The organism is Paenibacillus hodogayensis (genome assembly GCF_039536325.1).
In the GTDB taxonomy this organism is placed as follows: Bacteria; Bacillota; Bacilli; order Paenibacillales; family NBRC-103111; genus Paenibacillus_AB; species Paenibacillus_AB hodogayensis.
The window spans coordinates 444,891-463,109 of the sequence record NZ_BAAAYO010000008.1 but is presented as its reverse complement, the minus strand read 5'-3'; the positions used below and the strand labels follow the sequence as shown (position 1 = coordinate 463,109).

16 protein-coding genes, 1 pseudogene, 1 CRISPR repeat array and 1 riboswitch are annotated in these 18,219 nt (G+C 55.5%); of the genes and pseudogenes, 12 read left to right on the top strand and 5 right to left on the bottom strand.

The features are described from left to right. Positions 1–154: 154 nt before the first annotated feature. Positions 155–1,308, top strand: a protein-coding gene (locus ABD796_RS17835; protein WP_344909980.1) for an IS3 family transposase whose coding sequence is annotated in 2 segments (ribosomal slippage) — positions 155–404 and positions 404–1,308 — 1,155 coding nt in all. Because the reading frame shifts where the segments join, the coding sequence is not laid out codon by codon here. Positions 1,309–1,383: 75 nt separating this feature from the next. Next, a CRISPR array of direct repeats spans positions 1,384–1,816; the repeat unit is 33 nt; unit sequence GTCGCACTCCGTATGGAGTGCGTGGATTGAAAC. 79 nt (positions 1,817–1,895) lie between these two features. On the opposite strand, the gene aac(2')-IIb is transcribed toward ABD796_RS17835, so the two are convergent. Beyond that, positions 1,896–2,615: a kasugamycin N-acetyltransferase AAC(2')-IIb gene (gene aac(2')-IIb, locus ABD796_RS17830; protein ID WP_344909977.1), complete on the bottom strand. Its 720-nt coding sequence runs from the start codon at positions 2,613–2,615 to the stop codon at positions 1,896–1,898. A gap of 263 nt (positions 2,616–2,878) precedes the next feature. Between aac(2')-IIb and ABD796_RS17825 the strand changes: the two genes are divergently transcribed. The 5 genes from ABD796_RS17825 (at position 2,879) to ABD796_RS17805 (ending at position 6,286) form a co-directional block, all read left to right on the top strand. Then, positions 2,879–3,298 carry a VOC family protein gene (locus ABD796_RS17825; RefSeq protein ID WP_344909974.1) on the top strand — a complete coding sequence of 140 codons (420 nt, stop codon included), beginning with the start codon at positions 2,879–2,881 and terminating at the stop codon, positions 3,296–3,298. A gap of 13 nt (positions 3,299–3,311) precedes the next feature. Next, complete coding sequence (locus ABD796_RS17820; RefSeq protein WP_344909972.1) at positions 3,312–3,911, top strand: TetR/AcrR family transcriptional regulator; 600 nt, start codon at positions 3,312–3,314, stop codon at positions 3,909–3,911. Positions 3,912–3,980: 69 nt separating this feature from the next. Further along, complete coding sequence (locus ABD796_RS17815) at positions 3,981–4,952, top strand: S1C family serine protease (protein WP_344909970.1); 972 nt, start codon at positions 3,981–3,983, stop codon at positions 4,950–4,952. A 227-nt stretch (positions 4,953–5,179) separates the two neighbouring features. After that, positions 5,180–5,755 carry a nitroreductase family protein gene (locus ABD796_RS17810; protein ID WP_344909968.1) on the top strand — a complete coding sequence of 192 codons (576 nt, stop codon included), beginning with the start codon at positions 5,180–5,182 and terminating at the stop codon, positions 5,753–5,755. 48 nt (positions 5,756–5,803) lie between these two features. Beyond that, a complete protein-coding gene (locus ABD796_RS17805) occupies positions 5,804–6,286 on the top strand; it encodes a nitroreductase family protein (RefSeq protein ID WP_344909966.1) in 483 nt (160 codons plus the stop codon). A 123-nt stretch (positions 6,287–6,409) separates the two neighbouring features. Here the strand turns inward: ABD796_RS17805 and ABD796_RS17800 are convergent, their stop codons facing one another. After that, the gene (locus ABD796_RS17800) at positions 6,410–9,526 is read right to left on the bottom strand and encodes an ATP-binding protein (RefSeq protein WP_344909963.1); all 3,117 of its coding nucleotides are present in this window, start codon (positions 9,524–9,526) and stop codon (positions 6,410–6,412) included. 135 nt (positions 9,527–9,661) lie between these two features. Here ABD796_RS17800 and rlmN point away from each other — a divergent pair, with 135 nt between their 5' ends. After that, on the top strand, positions 9,662–10,732 hold the full coding sequence (rlmN, locus tag ABD796_RS17795) for a dual-specificity RNA methyltransferase RlmN (RefSeq protein WP_344909961.1): 1,071 nt from the start codon (positions 9,662–9,664) through the stop codon (positions 10,730–10,732). A gap of 44 nt (positions 10,733–10,776) precedes the next feature. Further along, complete coding sequence (locus ABD796_RS17790) at positions 10,777–11,883, top strand: DNA alkylation repair protein (protein WP_344909959.1); 1,107 nt, start codon at positions 10,777–10,779, stop codon at positions 11,881–11,883. A gap of 160 nt (positions 11,884–12,043) precedes the next feature. Here the strand turns inward: ABD796_RS17790 and ABD796_RS17785 are convergent, their stop codons facing one another. After that, the gene (locus tag ABD796_RS17785) at positions 12,044–12,514 is read right to left on the bottom strand and encodes a LysR substrate-binding domain-containing protein (protein WP_379119688.1); all 471 of its coding nucleotides are present in this window, start codon (positions 12,512–12,514) and stop codon (positions 12,044–12,046) included. Continuing rightward, positions 12,418–12,756 carry a LysR family transcriptional regulator gene (locus tag ABD796_RS35675; protein WP_379119685.1) on the bottom strand — a complete coding sequence of 113 codons (339 nt, stop codon included), beginning with the start codon at positions 12,754–12,756 and terminating at the stop codon, positions 12,418–12,420. The genes ABD796_RS17785 and ABD796_RS35675 overlap by 97 nt, the downstream gene beginning before the upstream one ends. Here ABD796_RS35675 and ABD796_RS17775 point away from each other — a divergent pair. Continuing rightward, the gene (locus ABD796_RS17775; RefSeq protein ID WP_344909955.1) at positions 12,755–13,267 is read left to right on the top strand and encodes a hypothetical protein; all 513 of its coding nucleotides are present in this window, start codon (positions 12,755–12,757) and stop codon (positions 13,265–13,267) included. The two genes, ABD796_RS35675 and ABD796_RS17775, sit on opposite strands and share 2 nt — an antisense overlap. Here the strand turns inward: ABD796_RS17775 and mgtA are convergent. Next, the gene (gene mgtA, locus ABD796_RS17770) at positions 13,264–15,906 is read right to left on the bottom strand and encodes a magnesium-translocating P-type ATPase (protein WP_344909953.1); all 2,643 of its coding nucleotides are present in this window, start codon (positions 15,904–15,906) and stop codon (positions 13,264–13,266) included. The two genes, ABD796_RS17775 and mgtA, sit on opposite strands and share 4 nt — an antisense overlap. Positions 15,907–16,256: 350 nt before the next feature. Continuing rightward, a riboswitch (M-box (ykoK) riboswitch) is annotated at positions 16,257–16,428 on the bottom strand. 469 nt (positions 16,429–16,897) lie between these two features. Here mgtA and ABD796_RS17765 point away from each other — a divergent pair. The 3 genes and pseudogenes from ABD796_RS17765 to ABD796_RS35670 all read left to right on the top strand — a co-directional run bounded on the left by ABD796_RS17765 (position 16,898) and on the right by ABD796_RS35670 (position 18,208). Continuing rightward, positions 16,898–17,608, top strand: a complete 711-nt coding sequence (locus ABD796_RS17765; protein ID WP_344909951.1) for an MgtC/SapB family protein — start codon at positions 16,898–16,900, stop codon at positions 17,606–17,608. A 35-nt stretch (positions 17,609–17,643) separates the two neighbouring features. Beyond that, positions 17,644–18,006 (top strand): annotated as a pseudogene (locus ABD796_RS17760) (magnesium transporter MgtE N-terminal domain-containing protein); the annotation flags it as partial. A 37-nt stretch (positions 18,007–18,043) separates the two neighbouring features. Next, positions 18,044–18,208, top strand: coding sequence for a CBS domain-containing protein (locus tag ABD796_RS35670; RefSeq protein ID WP_379119651.1), 165 nt, complete (start codon positions 18,044–18,046; stop codon positions 18,206–18,208). The last annotated feature ends 11 nt before the right edge of the window (positions 18,209–18,219 follow it).

Sequence of the window (18,219 nt, the reverse complement as noted above, 5' to 3'; positions counted from 1 at the left end):
TCGTCGCACTCCGTATGGAGTGCGTGGATTGAAACATCGAGAACGACAGATTCAGATTGTATATCCCCGTCGCACTCTGGTGCTAGACTAAAAAGTAGACACGGAGAATCGAGAGTAGGATACAATTAAACTATCCGAAATTGAGGTGACCGTGATGAAAAAGAAAGGCTACGACAAAGAGTTCAAACAACAAGTGGTCCAAATGATTCAAGAAGAAGGAAAGACAGTCCCACAAGTAGCCAAGGAGTTGGACTTGCATGACAACACCGTCTATCGGTGGATGGCCGAATTCAAGCAAGACGGGGCACAAGCCTTCCCTGGCAGTGGTCAGTTGAAGCCCGATGACAAAGCACTCCGGGATCTGCAAAAGCGAATTCGCGACTTGGAAGAGGAGAACGATATCCTAAAAAAAGCGATGCACTACTTCGCCAAAGACCGGCGCTGATCTATCCCTGGATTCATCAATACCGCTTCCAGTGCTGTGTTGCGAAGCTATGTGCGATCTTGAACGTATCCCGAAGCGGTTATTATCAATGGACCAAACGCAAAGAAAGCAAGCGGGAACGGCGTCGAAAGAAGTTGGAGCGGCGTATCCGCCGCATCTTTCTGGACTCCCGCCGCTTGTATGGAAGTCCCAAGATTACTCGAGTTCTCCACAAACAAGGGACAAAGGTGTCCGAAAAGACCGTAGCACGGATTATGAAGGGGCTGGGTCTGAAATCTCGAACCGTCAAAAAATATAAAGCGACCACCAATTCCAAACACAGTCTATCTGTAGCCGAAAACGTCCTGAATCGGCAGTTTCGGCCCGAGGCGCCGAATAAAGCCTGGGTGACCGATATAACATACGTCGCCACCGATGAGGGCTGGCTGTATTTGGCCAGCGTTATGGACCTCTACAGCCGTAAAATCGTGGGGTTCCAAATGGCCGAACGCATGACGAAGGAGTTGGTGATTCAGGCGCTGGATCGGGCGTATAACCAGCAGCGGCCTGGGGTTCAACTGCTTCATCATTCCGACCGTGGCAGCCAGTACGCCTCCCATGATTACCAAGCCCGTCTTCAGAAATACAACATGAAAGGCAGCATGAGTCGTAAAGGTAATTGTTATGATAATGCGTGCATCGAGTCGTTCCATAGCGTGATTAAGAAAGAATTGATCTACTTGGAAAAGTTCAAGACCCGGGAACAGGCACGTAAACGAATATTCGAGTACATCACTTGTTTCTATAATGCCAAACGCATTCATTCCACCATTGGGTATCTCACGCCCAACGAGTGCGAACGTATGTACCGAAAGGCAGCCTAATTCTCTCGATTACTTGTGTCTACTCTATTGACAGAGGTTAACCATTATGGTACTCCTCATTACGAGTCACCCGATGTCGCACTCCGTATGGAGTGCGTGGATTGAAACATCCAATACATACATATCCAATCGCGCGTACCAGTCGCACTCCGTATGGAGTGCGTGGATTGAAACCCATACATCGCTTTCCGATTTATTCAGGTAGACCGTCGCACTCCGTATGGAGTGCGTGGATTGAAACACGTGAATGCCGTTGTAAAGCGCGTCGAAGAAAGTCGCACTCCGTATGGAGTGCGTGGATTGAAACCGATAGCTACTGGTCAGGCTCTATCTTCGCATACGTCGCACTCCGTATGGAGTGCGTGGATTGAAACTTACATCATGCCGCCCATGACTTATATGTGGTTAGTCGCACTCCGTATGGAGTGCGTGGATTGAAACTGCATTTGTTCAGATGTTAGTTCTTTTTTTCTTAGTCACACTCCGTATGGAGTGCGTGGATTAGGATCAGTCGCACCTCGCAGTCCCCAAACCCAAAGAACCGTCAGGACCTGACGGTTTTTCTCCTTTACCAACCCCGAATGAGATCAAACGATTGTGAAATTGACGCCATACAAGGACAAGGCTAATTTTCTCGCCACGCTCTGGGACGACAGATTCTCCCAGGATGTACTGTATAAAGGGAACTTCCCTATTTTACGTACTTCCGCTGCCCATCCCGCAACAACGGCGGCGGCGTAACCCTTTCCGCGAAAGCCATCCAAGGTTTCAAGCCCTGCTTCGTGCGCACGGGAGGTGATGCGAACGCTGCGGCAGACGGAGACGGCTCGACCATCGCGGACAAGTGCTATGCAGGGCTGCGCGTAGTCGATTTCGGAGATCAGCGATTCGAAACCGCCATGCAAAAGCTCGGTGTTGTCCCGCGAGATGCGGATCACCGGTATGGTCGGCACGGTATCGTCGGGAACTAGATAACAGGGCCCCATCGTGAAGCGTTCGCTTTGAAGAAGGTTCAGGTATGCCTCGAAATGTTTCGGCCTCGTCGGGAAATCGCTTAAGATCGGTTCGTCCGCGCATAATGTCTCCAATGACCCGGCAAGTGCCTCGGGGACGTCATACCTGAACCGGCAGAGGGCCGATCCGTCTATCGTTCGCCCCAAGAAAAACCGAGGGGCGGGGGCCTCGCCGGGCCATGGCTCGTTTATCGTGTGAAGCCGCATGTTGTGGTCTTGCGTAAACAGCGCCTCTACATGCATGTTCATCCATTCAAGGGCGGCGGTTGGTTTGCTTTCTTCCCGATCTCGCATAGCTTCCATCTCTCCGATTCCATAAAGTAAACGCTCTTCTTTTATTGTCCCATTCCAGAGTAGCAAAACTTCCCGATAATAACTTGAGAATAGATGATCATAATCGAATTATCCCGAAACGTTGTTTGACATGTGGTTACATGGGGTTAAGCAGGGCAGTCCATGGAAGGCGAGGAAGGGGATTTTCTGTTTATGCGGCTATTTACATACATACAGTATGTATGTTAGTATAACGGCATACGAAACCAAAGGAGATGAAGTCCATGATAGCAAAAAGTTTTTACCCGGTTATTTTGACGGAGCAGGTGGCGGCAAGCGCGCGGTTTTACATCGAGCATTTCCGATTCGAGCCCGTATTCGAGGCAGACTGGTACGTCAGCCTGCGCTTGGCTGACGAACAAGCGGCTTTTGAGCTGGCTATTCTGGACAAGTCTCATCCGACCGTCCCCGGAGCTTACCGACATGCCGTAAAGGGGCTTATTCTCAACTTTGAAGTGGACGACGCGGATGCCGAATATGAAAGGCTGATCCTGGCGGAACAGCTTCCCTTGCTTCAGGATATCCGGGACGAGGAGTTCGGGCAGCGGCACTTCATCACCAGCGATCCGAACGGCGTGCTGATCGATGTGATCCAGGTCATCCCTCCCTCGGAGGCATACAGAGAGGCCTATAAGGGGAATTAGGAGCGGACGGACCATGAGAAGAACAAAGGAAGACGCCTCCGAAACGATGGCCAAGCTCATCGAAGTGGCGAGGACTCATTTTACAAAGCAGGGATATGCGGAAGCGGCGCTGGAGGATATCGTAGCCGAGGCCGGCCTGACTCGCGGCGCTCTGTACCACCATTTCGGCAGCAAAAAAGGATTGTTCCGCATCGTTCTGGAGGCCGTTCAGAAAGAGATCGCCGAGCGGGTGGAAGCGGAAGCCGCGAAGAGCGAAGAGGTTTGGGAGCAGCTGTACAACGGGTGCGGCGCCTTTGTAGCGGCCGCGGTGGAGCCGCGAAGCAAGCGCATCATGCTGCTGGACGGACCGGCCGTTCTGGGCTGGGAGACCTGGCGCGCGCTGGACGAGCGTCACTCGATGCGCCTGCTGCGCGAGCAGCTCCTGACAATGCAGCGGCTAGGGAGCTTTAAGCCCGCGTCCGTCGAGGCAACCGTTCACATTCTCTCCGGTGCCCTAAACGAAGCCGCGCTGTGGATCGCGCAATGTCCGGATGCGGAAGCGGCGCTGGAGGAGACGATGAGCGTCATTGCCGACATGCTCCTGGGTTTTGGCCGGCCTGCAGTGCGGGAGTGAGGGAACCCGCGCGTTCGTGCTATAATACAAGATAATCCAATAGCGGGAACGGCGGGACAGGAGGGGCCGATGAAAAAAGACGAGGATCGTTTGTCCGATGCGGATAACCGGAGGAATGGGAACGGCGAGGAGAGCGCACGTGAGGACGAGCGTGTGCAAGCGGAGGAGACCGAGCGGGAAGGCGGCCGCGGAGAACAGCGTGAACGTTCCCATGAGGTGGAGCACGAAAACCAATACCGCCACGAAGACGAAGAGCGGGACGAAGCGGACGACATTTCATGGAGCGAGGCGGATGAAGAGGAAGATCGCGACTATTTCGAACGGAAGGCAAGAACGCGCCAAAGGCTGAAAAAAGCGATTGCCGTGTTTATGGTCGTCGCCTTGCTCGCCAACGTATTCGCTTTCTGGCCGCTGCTGTACAACCTCGATGCGATCCGCTTCCTTTCCGTATCCCGGGAGCTGTCCCGCAACGATGCGATATCGCAGTACAAGCAGGCCATCGTAACGGTCAGCACCGAGCAGGGCAAGGGGACCGGTTTCCTCATTTCCCCGGACGGCTATATCGTGACGAATCATCACGTAATCGAAGGAAACAAGAAAGCGTTCGTCCGTTTCTCCAAAGGACTCAGCTATGAAGCGGAAGTGGTGGTTAGCGAAGCGGGGCTCGATCTGGCCGTTTTGAAAATCGCCCCGGACAAGGAGCGGCGTACGACGCTGCCCGTGGAGCGGAAGCGGACCTGGCAAGCCGGGGAGCATGTGTATGTGATCGGCAACCCACTGTTTTTCAGCCGTATCGCGAACGAAGGCACGATAGCCGGAGAAATTCCCGTCCATGGCCTAGACGTTCCGGCGATGGCGCTGCAAGCGCCGATCTACAAAGGCAACAGCGGAAGTCCGGTCATCAATGAAAGCGGCGAGGCGATTGCGGTCGTATTCGCGACCACGGAGATCGAGCTTGCGGGACGGAAGGAGAAGGTGGGTCTGGCCGTTCCGGTCGATTACCTGCTTCCTTATCTGGACAAGCTGGCAAACCCCCAATAGCCGGAGCGCGGCCGCAGAAGCGGTCGGCTTACCGGCTTTTCTTTTCGTTTTTTTGCTTTGCGGTTACCGGATAAAGGCGACAGTTGCAACTTGGATGGCAATATGATATTTTTGTTTACAAGTAAACAATATTAAAAAATGAATGGAAACTAACCCCTGTTTATAAAGGTAAACGGGTTATTTAGGAAATAACCAAAGTAATACGAAACGGCAAGGAGGGGAAGCCGATGAGCTTGGCGCAGTTGATCAGGGAACGAAGAAGCATCCGCAGGTTTAACCGGCAGCCGGTCGCTCAGGAACTGGTGGTCGAACTGCTGCAAAGGGCGGTGCGGCTGTACGGAGCCGACGAGGAGCCGCGATGGCGCTGCATCTATGCGGGAACGGAAGAAGCGAGACGGCGGCTGGCTGATAGCATGATAGCCAAGACGCGCCAGAGCAGGCTGGTTAAGCTCATACCGAATAAAATGGTAGAAAGCTTTATACAAAAATTCGCCGATATCCCTGCCAGCTTGATCGTCGTCGCCGACGCCGATCCGGACCGCCGCAGACAGGAGGAGAATTATGCTTCGGCCTGCGGCACCCTGCAATTGCTCCAATTGCTGGGTTGGGAGCGGGGGCTCGGCATGGCGTGGGATACGGAGCGCCTCATCCAGAATGAGCTTTTCTTCGAAAACGTTGGTATTGGAGCAAGCGAGCAGTTCGTTGGCATTATGCATATGGGGTATTTCGACAAGACGCCAAGAGGACGGGGGCGGACTCCGGCCGAGAAGAAGTGGACGGTCTTTCGGGCGGATGCGCGATAGGGAGAAAGCAGAAGTCGTTTCACGAGCGAAAAAAGGAGGCGAAGCACAATGAGGCTGGCCGATGTGAACATGGAACGCCGCCGGGAATTGCCGGAAAGCCGCCGCCCGATAACGCAGCAGCTTGTGCTCGAGCTGTTGAACGATGCCGTCTGGGCACCCAATCATAGACTCCGGGAGCCGTGGAGATTTATATTCGTCGAGCAGGGGAGCATGGGCGGTTTGCCGGACCGGTCTGCTACAACCTCGGCGCGCTTGATTGTCGTCATGAACGAAGAGGCGGACCCGTTCAAGCAGCGGGAGGATTTTGCGGCCGTATGCTGTCTGATCCAAAATGTGCGGCTGCTCGCCTGGGAGCGGGGGCTAGCGGTCGAACGGACGATGCCGGAGTGGATATACGACGGGGAGCTTGGCCGATCGTTCGGCGTACGCGACGCAGAGCGGATTGTCGCCGTACTGGAGCTTGGAGACGCGGATACGCCGCAGAGAGCTGCCGAGACGGCTCCCGGCCGGCTCCGCTTCGATTTGCTGTAAATAAGCAAGGTCCGGGACCGGCATTCGTCGCGTACCCGGACCTTTTATAATGATATAGAAGCTTTGAACGAAATGTCTTCCCGGGAATGGCTTTCGTTTAACGAATAGGGCGCGGCGAGCGGGTCAAAGGCGTTCCGTATCGTCCAGATCGGGAATGATGAAAGAAACGGTGGTGCCCTCTCCCAAAGCGCTTTCGATCGACAAGCCTTTCCCGTACAATTGCGTCAACCGCCGGTTCGTATTGGTCAGCCCGATTCCGCCCTTGTCCTTGAATGACGGCTGGAGGAGCTGCCGGACTTTCTCCGGTTCGATCCCGCTGCCGTCATCCTGCACTTGGACCAATACGGAATCGTCCTGCCGGGTAATCCGGATATGTACCGTAACGCCCTTCATCCGGCTGAGCAAGCCATGACGGACCGCATTCTCGACAAGCGGCTGAACGGTGAGCGGAGGGAGGTGCAGCCGAATATCCGGATCGAGGTCCCACTGCACGGACAGCCTATCTTCGAACCGCTCCTTCTCGATGTACAAGTAAGCGCGGACGAGCTCCAGCTCATGGGAAAGCTCGACAAGCTCCCCGGTGTTCAAAAAGTCGAAGCTGATCCGCAAATACGATGAAAAGGCGCTGCCGAGCTTGCGCATCTTCTCCGAATCGATATCGCTCAGCGCCATAATCGAATTCAGCGTATTGAACAGAAAGTGCGGATGAATCTGCGCCTGCAAATAGGCCGCCTCCATCCGTAACCGTTCATGTACGGATTGCTTCAGCGTAGTCAGCGACCAAATGCGATATTTCAGCTCCATGGAGTCGACCGGCTTCGTCACGTAGTCGTTGGCTCCGGCCAAAAAACCGGTGTAGATGTCCGCCTGCTGGCTGCGCGCAGTCAGCAGCAGTACCGGAAGCTCGGAAAGGGAGAAGCGCTCCCGCACTTTGCGCGTCAGCTCGTAGCCGGACATGCCGGGCATCATGACGTCGACGACAAGCAAGTCCCATTGAACCGACCCGAGCAAGTCGAGCGCTTCGAAGGCGGAGCCGGCCAGCCTGACGTTATACGGTTCCGCCGAGAGGATGCTGGCCAGCACCTTAAGGTTGACCGGGTCGTCATCCACGGCGAGGATGTTCATCGGTTTTCCGGCAAAGGCAGGAGCCGCGGTTTGCACAACGGACCACGCTTCTTCCGGAGCATCCGCCGCGATCCAGGGGTCCCGGTCGTCCAGGCTCCGGTCCGTATCCCGGAGTCGTTCCGACAGGTGGCGGACGGGCACGTCGTTGGCCAACGGAAGGACGAACTGGAAGACCGAGCCTTTTCCGGGCTCGGAGAACGCCTCCAGCTCGCCGCCGTGCAGCTCGACCAGCTGCTTGCAGATGCTCAAGCCGAGCCCGATGCCTCCGCCGGTGTTAAGCCCTTGCTCATAGGGTAAAAATATCCGCGCCCGCGTCCGCTCGTCCATGCCCGCCCCGGTATCGGACACTTGAATGACCGCATTGCCGCCCCGTGCTTCGGCGGAAATAGCGATCGTACCGGCTTCCGTATATTTGAGCGCGTTATGCAGCAGATTGAATAAAATTTGTACAAGCCGCTTCTCGTCGGCCCATACGGCCGGCATCGATTCGGCGATATCCAGCTTCAGACGAACGGCTTTTCCTTCTGTCATGTAGGCAAGCATATCGAGGACGCCGGCCGCCACCGATTGAATGCGCAGCGGTTCTTTATGCAGCGTTATGCGCTTTTCCTGAAGCTTAGCCACATCCAGTAGATCGTCGAGCATATGCGACATGCGGCGGCTGATCGTGATGAGCAGTTCCATGTCCTTGAAGCTTTTCGCGTTCATCGCCTCCTTCTCTTTGAACGCGACCATCTCGGCGATGTTCATGATGCCGTGCAGCGGCGTTCTGAGCTCGTGCGACGTATTGGCGAGAAACTGATCCTTGAGCCTGTCTGACGCCCTCAGCTGTTCGTTCAGCTTGGCGTTCTCCTCGGCATTGCGGAAGTACCGTTTGAACCAGTACGCGGAGAAGCTGACAATGGCCGCGAGTATGTCGAGCGGGTAATAGACGTTTTCTCCGCCTTCCTTATAAAGAATAACGCCCCAGATCACGTTCGTGGCCAGACTCGCCGCGGCGAACAGTAGGAAGACGGCGTCGCGGTGATTGCGGACGATCAGTCCGACGATGAGCAGGAAAAACCAGACAAGCGGAAACAAATAGAAGAAAGTGAACACTTTGAAATGCGCCGAGACATGAACGATAGTGACCGGGACTGCCAGCACGAACGCCGTATACAGGACGAATGCGGCCGTATAAGCGGTGAAGAGCGGGCTCCCCGCTTCCTTATAAGCGAATTTGCGGAACAGCAGCAGAACCAGAAAGGAAAACCACATGTAGGCGAGAATCCGCACCTTCAGCGTCCACGTGTAATTGAGAGGCAGCCAAAGCATCAGCAGGTTGTCGTGGTCCGTTACGACGGTCAAGCTGCCCGCCAGCAGCAGCAGGCAGAAGATCAGAAGCGTCTTATCCTGAGGCTTGAACGCATACAAAATGCCTGCATACAAGCCATGCAGAAGCAGCACGACGAATGTCACCAATTGGAAGCCGATGGAATACCAGCGCATGGAGTCGATAGCCGCCTGCGAGCCGAACTTGATGGAGCGGATCATGCCGCCGGACTTGGGATTGTCGAAATTGGCCGAGCGCACCAGCAGCTCGATTTCCCGGACATCGGCGGCCGGGTAGGAAGCGGTGTAGGAAACCATGCGCGGCGAATAGCCTTCCTCCGTCTCCGCGAGTCGCCCGAACGAGGCCTCCGTACGGCCGTTAATGACAAGGGCGGAAGAGGCCTCGATTTTTTGAACCCAAAACGTGTAAGGCTGCTCCATCGGTCGATCGATCAAAATGCGCAGCCGGTATGTGCCATAACCCAAGGAGGAATGCTTCTCTTCCGGCCATCCGCTGCTCCAATCGCCCGGAACGTGCAGCAGGCGCGGGCTGGCCGACGCGGCGCCGGAAGGGACGAAGGCGCCGGGGTAAAACTCCCACTCCCCGTCGAGCGAGATCGGGCGGGAACGCTCCAGATCCCGGCCGGTCAAGTCCAGCACGCCCCCGACCGCAAGCAGGGGCTCGGGAGTGGCGTGAAGGGCATGCCAGAACGTCCGGAGGCCGAGCAGCGCGCCTAGGAACAGGAGAGAAATCGCGATATGTTTCAGTGCCGTTTGGCTTCGGTAGTTTCGTAACCGTATCATACCCGTAACATTCGACGAAATATTTATTATTCCTTTAATCGACCCGAAGCCGTACCTTCTTGTGTATCTGCCGCTTTTTTGGGACAATAGAGAAAAGACTGCAGGCTCCGGCCATTTACCGAAAAGAGGTTGGAAATGAATAAAGATTCGATTTACGGACTGACATTCGAACAATTGACCGCCTGGCTCGCGGAGCGGGGGCATAAGAAATCCCGCGCCGCGCTTGTGTGGGAAGGGCTGTATCGCAAACGGGTTGCCTCTTTTGCCGAGATGACCGATGTTCATAAAGAGTGCCTCGAACTGCTGGACGACCATTTCGCGCTCCGTACGATGAGCGAGCATTACAAGCAGGAGTCGGTGGACGGAACGAATAAATTTTTGTTCAGGCTGCAGGACGGCAATCTGATCGAAACGGTGCTGATGCGGCACAAGTTCGGCTTGTCCGTCTGCGTGACGACGCAGGTCGGCTGCAACATCGGGTGCAGCTTCTGCGCCAGCGGCCTGATCAAGAAAAGCCGCGACCTGTCGAGCGGCGAGATCGTCGAGCAGTTGATGCACGTGCAGCATCATCTTGACGCCGCAGGTCAAGGCGAACTGGTGAGTCATATCGTCGTGATGGGGATCGGCGAGCCGTTCGATAACTTCGTCAATCTGGTGAATTTCCTGAACATTGTCAAACATCAGAAGGGACTGGCGATAGCGGCCCGGCACATTACCGTTTCGACCAGCGGCCTGGCGGATAAAATTTATGACTTTACCGATGCCGATCTGAGAGTGAATCTGGCCATCTCCCTGCACGCGCCCAATAACGAGCTGCGCACCCGGATTATGAAGATCAATAAGGCGATTCCGCTGGAAAAGCTGATGCCGGCCATCGATTATTATTTGGCCAAAACCAGACGCCGGATTACGCTGGAATACATTTTGCTGAAGGATGTCAACGACCAGAGGGAGCATGCGCTGGAGCTGGCCGAGCTGATCGCCGACAGGAGGCCGCTCGTCAACGTCAATCTGATCCCGTACAACCCGGTGGACGAGCATAGTCAATACAAGAGAACGGATCGGTCGACGGTGAGCGCTTTTTACGACACCCTCAAGAAGCAAGGGGTTAGCTGCAGCGTGCGCTTGGAGCACGGAGCGGATATCGATGCCGCCTGCGGGCAGCTGCGCAGCAAGCGGATCAAGGCGGAAGCCGTTTCCACCTGAGCCCGATAAGGGCTCTATTTTTTTGAACATAAGGAGGGTCAAGCGTGGCCGAACCGTTAAAAGATATGTATCACGAAGCGTTCCTGCGTCAATTCGGCGAGAAGGTGCAGACCGCATACGACGCCTTCGATACGGAATCGTTCGTCGCCGCAACGATGGACGGCGATTGGGACGCGCTTCAACTCAAGGAGCGCATCCGCAAAATAACCGTCACGTTGGGGACGCATCTTCCGGCCGGGTATGAGGCGGCGCTGGACGTTTTATACGCGATTGATGAAACGTGCATCGGGTTTCCCTATTTGTTTTTTCCTGATTTTGTGGAGGTATACGGCCAAGCGGAGGAGCATTGGGAACGCTCGATGGGCGCTCTGGAAAGGTTTACTGCGCGTTCGTCGGCGGAATTCGCCGTTCGTCCGTTTCTGCTGCGCGACCCGGAGCGGATGGTGCGACAAATGACCATATGGGCGACGCATCCGAACGAGCACGTGCGCCGGTTGGCCAGCGAAGGCAGCCGGCCCCGCCTGCCGTGGGGACAAGCGCTTCCCTTATTCAAGCGCGATCCGGCGCCGCTGCTGCCGATACTCGAATTGCTGAAAGCCGATTCTTCCCTGTACGTGCGCAAGAGCGTCGCCAACCATCTGAACGACATCGCCAAGGATCATCCCTCCGTCGTGCTGGAGACGGCCAGCCGTTGGAAGGGCGCTTCTCCCGAGACGGACTGGATCATCCGGCATGGCTGCCGGACGTTGATCCGCCGAGCCGAGCCGCAGGCGCTGGCGTTGTTCGGCTACGCGCAGGCGGGGGACGACGCGCCGCTTGCGACATACTCTTCGTTGACGGCGAGTCCGGCAGCGCTGCGCATCGGTGACAGCTGCGAGCTGCGCTACGAGCTGCGCGTCCGGGAAGGCGAGCCGGTCCATCTGCGCATCGAATACGGAATCGATTTCGTCAAAGCGGGGGACCGCCGCTCGCGCAAGCTGTTCTTGCTGTCGGATAAGACGGTTCCCGGCGGAGCCGTCCTGACCGGCACGCGCACGCACCGCTGGGCGGACTTGACGACCCGCCGCCATTACCCCGGCGAACACCGGATTGCGCTGGTTGTAAACGGACGCGAGCTGACCGATACGGTCATCCGGCTCGAACGGCCGTAACGCTTAATGCACAGCGAGCGTGGCCGACGCGTGGTTCGAGCGGATCGCCTCGTTCGACGATCCGGACGAATAGAGCCGGTTCGGCGGCGAAAGCATGCCGCTTAACCGTAGCCGCGTGACGAAGCTGAAGCAGAACCCGGGAGCGCCCTTCCGGCATCGCTTATAAGCCCGCTCCCGGGCTGGAGCAGTCCTTCCGGGCGCGTCCATCGACCGTTTCGCATAGGTCGGGCTCCGCGAGCGACTGCCCGATCAGCGTCGTAAAGCTGGCAAAGGCGTCCGTCCGGAACAGGTCGCGCCGGAACACGAAGCTGACCGCCGAGTCGCGGAACGGCTCGGGGATGCGGTGGCACGTTATTTTGCCGGAAGCTTCCCATTCCTTGTCGGCCGAACGGGTGATGAGCGATACGCCGAGTCCGCCCGCGTCGCCGCGAAGAATCGCTTCCACCGTGCCGAATTCCATGATATTCAGCGGACCGAGATTTTCCTGGTGGAGCCATTGGTCCAGCCTATCGCGATAGTAGCAGCCTTTGCCCGTCAGCAGCATCGGCTTGACGAGAGCTTCGCGCAAATCGGGGACGGACGGCTCGGTGACGAGAACCAATTCCTCCTGAAACGTCCGGATGACGGCCAGCTCCGGGTGATAAGGCTATGCTGAATGCGCGCCGTTACGTTCGACTGCACATAGCCGAGCAAGGCCGCCGCTCTCGTCATGCTGCCCTCGCGGACGACCGCGCGAAACACTCTCAAATCGTGAGTATCGGGTCCTGCAGTGGGCCGGGGTACTGCTCGGTTTTGTTGGGGTCGTGATGACGCAAGGTTTTGAAATCCAGCTCCAGCAAGGATTCTTCTACGCGGTCGGCGCCGGCATGGCATGGGGAATCGCCACGCTGCTGACGGCGCGCTGGGGCAATCGTTCGACGTCTGGGTCATGGCCGCATACCAGATGCTGATCGGCGGAGCGGCGCTGCTGCTGGCCAGTCCGTTTGTGGAGCAGCCGTATTTTGAATGGAGCGCCACGCAGCTCGGCCTGGAGCTGTTCGTCCTGTTGTGGATGATTTTGATGCGCTCGATCGCCCAATTCGTAAGCTGGTATTACCGTGCTGAGCCGTACGAGCGCCGAGCGGGCCAACGTATTTCTGTTCCTCATTCCTTTTTTTGGAACGCTGGGGGGATGGGCCATTCTCGGCGAATCGCTGCACAGCTACATTATAGGAGGAGCGGCGTGTATCGGTCTCGGCATATTTCTCGTCAACCGGCCGGCCAGAGCCGTATCCGGGGAGCAAAGATTATCGCGATGATCGCGGGAAGGCGGCGATTTCCCGGATTGCCTGGGTCCCTCGCCGCCGTATGGTCGCGAGATGCTGTGGATTGTCGCACCTCTTAAAGCCAATCGTTGAATTTGCGGATGTACCATCTTTTGACGAGCTGCGTCAACACGCAATAGGCCAGCAAAGTAGCGACGAGCCAAGGGAAATACGCCATCGGCAGCGGCTGCAGGCCGATGCTCGCCCCGAATCCGCTGAAGGGTAAATAGACGCCGAGCGCCATTATGGCCGCTGTCAGCAGAACGACCGGAGCGCTTGCCCTGCTTTGAATAAACGGTATTTTCTCGGTACGGATCATATGCACGATCAGCGTTTGCGACAACAGTCCTTCAATAAACCAGCCGGACTGGAACAACGTCTGGTGTTCGACCGAATTGGCCGAGAACACATACCACATCAGGGCGTACGTCGTAATATCGAATATCGAGCTGATCGGACCGATGAAGACCATGAACCGGCTGACCGACTTGGCGTTCCATTTTTGCGGTTTGCGCAAATACTCTTTGTCCATTCGGTCCCACGGGATGGAGAGCTGCGAAATATCGTAAAACAGATTTTGAATGAGCAGATGGATCGGAAGCATCGGCAGGAACGGGATAAAGGCGCTCGCTACCAGCACGCTGAACATATTGCCGAAGTTGGAGCTGGCGGTCATTTTCATATATTTGATCATATTCCCGAACGTAATCCGTCCCTGCACGACGCCCTGCTCCAGAACCATCAGGCTTTTTTCCAGCAGGATGATGTCCGCGGATTCTTTGGCGATATCGACCGCCGTATCTACGGAAATTCCTACGTCCGCTTCCTTCAAGGATACCGCATCGTTGATGCCGTCCCCCATAAAGCCCACGGTGTGGCCTTTGCTTTTCAGCGCGCGGACGATTCTCGCCTTCTGCAGCGGGTTCACCTTGGCGAATACCGTCGTCCTCTCGGCTACTTCCGCCAGCTGCGCGTCCGTCAAGGACTCGATATGTTGGCCAAGCAGGATGTCGTTCGCTTGAATGCCGACATCTTTGCATACCTTGCGCGTAACCGCCTCGTTATCCCCGGTGATGACCTTGACGTCCACGCCGTTTTCTTTCAGCGCTCGAATGGCGGTTTTGGCCGTTTCCTTTGGCGGATCGAGGAAGGCGAGATACCCGACAAGGACGAGTCCGTTCTCATCTTGAATGCCGTATGCATCCTCTTTGGCCTTGCTTTGCTTGATCGCGACGGCAAGCACGCGAAGACCGTCCGTGTTCAGCCGACCGACAAGCGATTGGACGATTTGGGCGCGCTCCGCCGTAAGCGGGACCGTATTTCCCAACTGATCCGTTGTATAGGAGCAAACGCCGAGCACTTCTTCCATGGCCCCTTTGCAGACGAGCAGATGGTTCTGATCCGCGATTTCCACAACGATCGACATCCGTCTGCGGTTGAAATCGAACGGGATTTCATCGATTTTGGTCACCGAGTCTTGGATTCCGGAAATGGAGGCTTGCCCGGCATGCTCCAGCACGGCCACATCAAGCAGGTTTTTCAGACCGGTCTGATAGTAGCTGTTCAGAAACGCGTACTCCAGCACTTTGCGGCTTTCTTTGCCATGCACATCGAGATGTTTTGCCAAAATAATGTTATCTTGGGTTAACGTTCCGGTCTTATCCGTGCACAAAATATCCATAGCCCCGAAATTCTGGATCGCGTTGAGCCTTTTGACGACGACCTTGTTGCGGGTCATTACGGCCGCCCCTTTGGCCAGGTTGCCGGCGACGATAACGGGGAGCATTTCCGGCGTCAAGCCGACCGCTACAGACAAGCCGAACAGGAGAGCTTCCCACCAGTCGCCTTTCGTAAAGCCGTTGAGGAAAAAAATGATCGGGACCATCACGAGCATAAAGCGGATCAGCACGAACGTAATGCTTTTGACGCCTTTATCGAAGCTCGTAAGAGGCGGCTTTCCGACCAGCGAACGGGCCATAGAGCCGAAATAAGTCCGCGAGCCGGTCGCGACGACGACCGCCGTGGCCGAACCGCTGATGACGTTGGTGCCCATATAGCACATGTTATTCAATTCGAGCGCGTTCACCGGTCTGTGATGTTTGCGAACGGATTTGTGTTCCCCGCGCGGAACCGTGTCGATCTTCTCGACCGGCATCGCTTCGCCCGTCAGGGCCGATTCGCCCACGTACAAATCTTTGGACGCAAGCAGCCTGACGTCGGCCGGAACCACATCGCCAGCCGACAAATGGATCAGATCTCCCGGAACCAGCTGCTCCATATCGATCTCCATCCTTTCCGAATCGCGGCTGACGGTCGACGTTGTTTTGACCATCGCCTTTAGCTTCTCCGCGGTCCGCGATGAACGGAATTCTTGGGTGAATGTGATTATGACGCTCACGGAAACCATAATCGATATAATCATGACGGCCTCCACATCGTCGTCCATGAAGTAGGAGAAGCCGGCCAGGAACAGCAATATGAGAATAAACGGGTTTTTGAAGCAGGACAGCAGCTGTACGTACCAGGCCGGCGTTTTATCGTGGGCAATCTGGTTGCTTCCGTACTGCTCCAAGCGCTTCTTCGCCTCTGCGGCGGACAGCCCTTGACGCCGGGTGCCGAGATCGTCCAAGACATCCTCTTGAGCGTACTGGGATACTTCGATGAGACGTTCGGCAATGTCTTTGGTCCATTTTTCTTTTTCTTTCGTTGCGTTGTTCATCGTAATGCCTCCTTCGAATGCAATGCCAAAAAAGCTCTCCCCGGATACCAGAGAGAGCTTGAATAGAACCGTCCGATGCGCCCGTTACGTCAGCAGCACATACTTAAATAAACCCGGCGGAAGTCGTTTTTTTCGCAGGGAATCCAGTAAGGCCGTGACCGTAGAGCAGCGGGAAGGCGGTTCTCCCTCTGTGCGGATTGATGGTTAATCGATTGACCTGATGATGCGTACAACTCGGACTGCTGCTGTCCACGCGGCATTCCCCCTTTGCAAAATGAAATGGAAACATGGAAAACAGAAAAACCCTCCAGCAAGCTAGAGGGTTAAAAAAGCGCGCAAAAAAAACACTTTCGTTTCCCCCTAGTCGAGCTTTGGCACTATACAACGTAAAGAGAACCAGTTCTCTTAGCCACCTTATGAAAAGCCTTAATCCGGCAATCCCTGTTCTACCCATGGGTATCTTTCGATAGTTCTGGGCAGTGGCCTATGTTCGTATAGGAGCCTCACCTAACGAGGACGTATTCAATTCCTCTGCCATCGTAAACTTTGGTTTTTCATTTGTCAACAGGAAATTTGCTGGATGGAGCCTATTGACAACCGGAGCGTCTACAGGATAAACTCCACCTTGTGATCGAAAACGGATAAGAACGGCCCGGCCGCATCGACAGATGGTTGCGGGGCTTTATGCTGCAAAGGGGGGAACGGAAGCATGGACAGCAGTCGAAGTTTAAACAACGCGCATATCGAACACGATTATACGGCAAAGAGACCCTCTTCTGTACGGTTGCTGCTTCCGTGTCCTTCGTGCTGGAAAAAGCATCGCTCCCGCTTAAGGGGACGGGTGCGTTCGGGCGCGTTTATTTGACTTGCGGATCGGCGGTTGTCGGAATGAAGCCAAAGGCTCTCTTTACAGGGAAGCCTTTTTTTGTTTGGAAAAAAGCGGCGTCGGGTTGGAACGCCGAGGAACATTTTATGCGAAGGAGCGATTGCGATGATGATGGAACTGGAGATGATAACGAAGCTCGGTCTCGCCTTGCTGTTCGGCATGCTGATCGGAATCGATAGACAAATGAAGCATAAGCAGCTCGGATTGCGGCCCAGCATGGTCATCTGTGTAGCCAGCTGCCTGATTACCATCGTGTCGATTCACGCGTTCGGCAAATTCGGAGGGACGAATCATCCGAATATGGACCCGATGCGGCTGGCCGCGCAAATTGTTAGCGGAGTAGGCTTTATCGGGGCGGGTGTCATTCTCCGGAGAAGCAACGAGGTTATTTCCGGGCTGACGTCGGCGGCGCTAATCTGGTCGGCGTCCGCTCTCGGCATTGCGATCGGGGCGGGGTTTTACATGGAGGCGGCAACCGGTGTCGTCCTGCTGATCGCGGCGGTTAACGTGATCCCGCTTATGATTAAAGCCGTAGGTCCGGAAGTGCTCAGCCGTCGCGATGTGGCTGTCAAAATCGTGGTCGAGCCAAACTATCGGATGACGGAATTGATCCAGATGATTGAACGAAAAGGGCAAGGGGAAAAAGCGGTCAAGCGGGAATTCAAAATCCGGTACATGAAGCTGAAGGATCTGGCTAACAACAGTCAATCGATCGAGCTGACCTTATCGGTGCCCGACAAGCAATACACGACGGAAATTTATTATGCGATCAAAAAAATCGACCACGTGCTGAGCGTGGAAGTGGAGCATCTATAAAAAACGTAATATTAGCTGCAAAGGAGGGCTGCGTCATGATCAAACTGCGTCAATACAAGTATAAAGAGGAATATACGTACTACATGCTGCAAGCGTTGAAGGAGGGGAGGAAAGATGCTTTTCGCAAAGACTTTTTGGCGATGCATCCGACCGATCAGACCGAGTTTTTCCTCAGTCAGGATCACAACCGGCGCTTGAGCATGTACGCCTTTCTATCCCCGGAGGAGTTCGGGGACATATTCAGCGAGCTGAAGCCGGGGATCCAGCAGCATATCATCGTGGAGCTGGAGCGGGAGTATGCCGTCCGGATGCTGAACGAGCTGCCGTCCGACGATGCGGCCGATTTTTTCGGACTGCTCCCTGACCAAGAAGCCGATTTTTTCTTGACGCGCATGGATCAGGAGGAGGCCTGCCGAGAGCTTGATCCGGGACGAGATGAATACGAAGGTGATATCGGTATCAACGGCAACGGACCGGATGGAAGTTCTGGAGATCATAAAAAAATACAGCCTGCTGGCTGTTCCCGTATTAACCCCGGATGATAAACTCGTCGGCATCGTTACGTTTGACGATGTGCTAGCGGCAGGTTTCGATTCCTAGGCGGCACGCCT